The following is a 1,191-nucleotide window of genomic DNA, read 5'->3' as shown; positions in this document are numbered from 1 at the left end:
CTACTCGACGATCTTGGCAACCACGCCGGCGCCGACGGTACGACCGCCTTCACGAATAGCGAAGCGCAGGCCTTCGTCCATGGCGATCGGGGCGATCAGCTGGACTTCCATCGACACGTTGTCGCCCGGCATCACCATCTCGGTGCCTTCCGGCAGGCTCACGACGCCGGTGACGTCGGTGGTGCGGAAGTAGAACTGCGGACGATAGTTGGTGAAGAACGGGGTGTGACGGCCGCCTTCTTCCTTGGTCAGGATGTAGGCTTCGGCCTTGAACTTGGTGTGGGGCGTGATCGAACCCGGGGCGGCCAGAACCTGGCCACGCTCGACGTCTTCACGCTTGGTGCCGCGCAGCAGGGCGCCGATGTTGTCGCCGGCCTCACCCTGATCGAGCAGCTTGCGGAACATTTCAACGCCGGTGCAGGTGGTCTTGACGGTCGCCTTGATGCCGACGATCTCGACTTCCTCACCCACCTTGACCACGCCACGCTCGACGCGGCCGGTGACCACGGTGCCGCGGCCCGAGATCGAGAACACGTCTTCGATCGGCATCAGGAACGGCTTGTCCTTCGGACGCTCCGGCTGCGGGATGTACTTATCGACTTCGGCCATCAGGGCCAGGATCGCCTCGCGGCCGATTTCCGGCGAGCGGTCTTCCAGGGCGCACAGGGCCGAACCCTTGACGATCGGAATGTCGTCGCCGGGGAAGTCATAGGACGACAGCAGCTCGCGCACTTCCAGCTCGACCAGATCCAGCAGTTCCGGATCGTCGACCATGTCGCACTTGTTCATGAACACCACCAGGGCCGGCACGCCGACCTGACGGGCCAGCAGGATGTGCTCGCGGGTCTGGGGCATCGGGCCGTCGGCGGCCGAAACCACCAGGATCGCGCCGTCCATCTGAGCCGCGCCGGTGATCATGTTCTTCACATAGTCGGCGTGGCCGGGGCAGTCCACGTGGGCGTAGTGGCGGTTGGCGGTCTCGTACTCGACGTGAGCGGTCGAGATGGTGATGCCGCGGGCCTTCTCTTCCGGCGCCTTGTCGATCTGGTCGTAGGCGGTGAAGGTGGCGCCGCCGGTCTCGGCCAGCACCTTGGTGATCGCAGCGGTCAGCGAGGTCTTGCCATGGTCGACGTGACCGATGGTGCCGATGTTGCAGTGCGGCTTGTTACGCTCGAATTTAGCCTTGGCCAT

1 protein-coding gene is annotated in these 1,191 nt (G+C 64.5%); it reads right to left on the bottom strand.

Annotation, left to right across the window (positions count from 1 at the left end):
* The gene (gene tuf, locus A6A05_RS03575) at positions 1 to 1,191 is read right to left on the bottom strand and encodes an elongation factor Tu (RefSeq protein ID WP_068497538.1); all 1,191 of its coding nucleotides are present in this window, start codon (positions 1,189 to 1,191) and stop codon (positions 1 to 3) included.

Source organism: Magnetospirillum moscoviense (genome assembly GCF_001650635.1).
Lineage (GTDB): Bacteria > Pseudomonadota > Alphaproteobacteria > Rhodospirillales > Magnetospirillaceae > Magnetospirillum > Magnetospirillum moscoviense.
The sequence above is the reverse complement of the archived record's forward strand: the minus strand, read 5'-3'. Positions and strand labels throughout refer to the sequence as shown.

What these genes read in the sequence shown, in the direction of transcription:
- tuf (WP_068497538.1), bottom strand. Translation starts at nt 1,191, where the DNA reads ATGGCCAAGGCTAAATTCGAGCGTAACAAGCCGCACTGCAACATCGGC.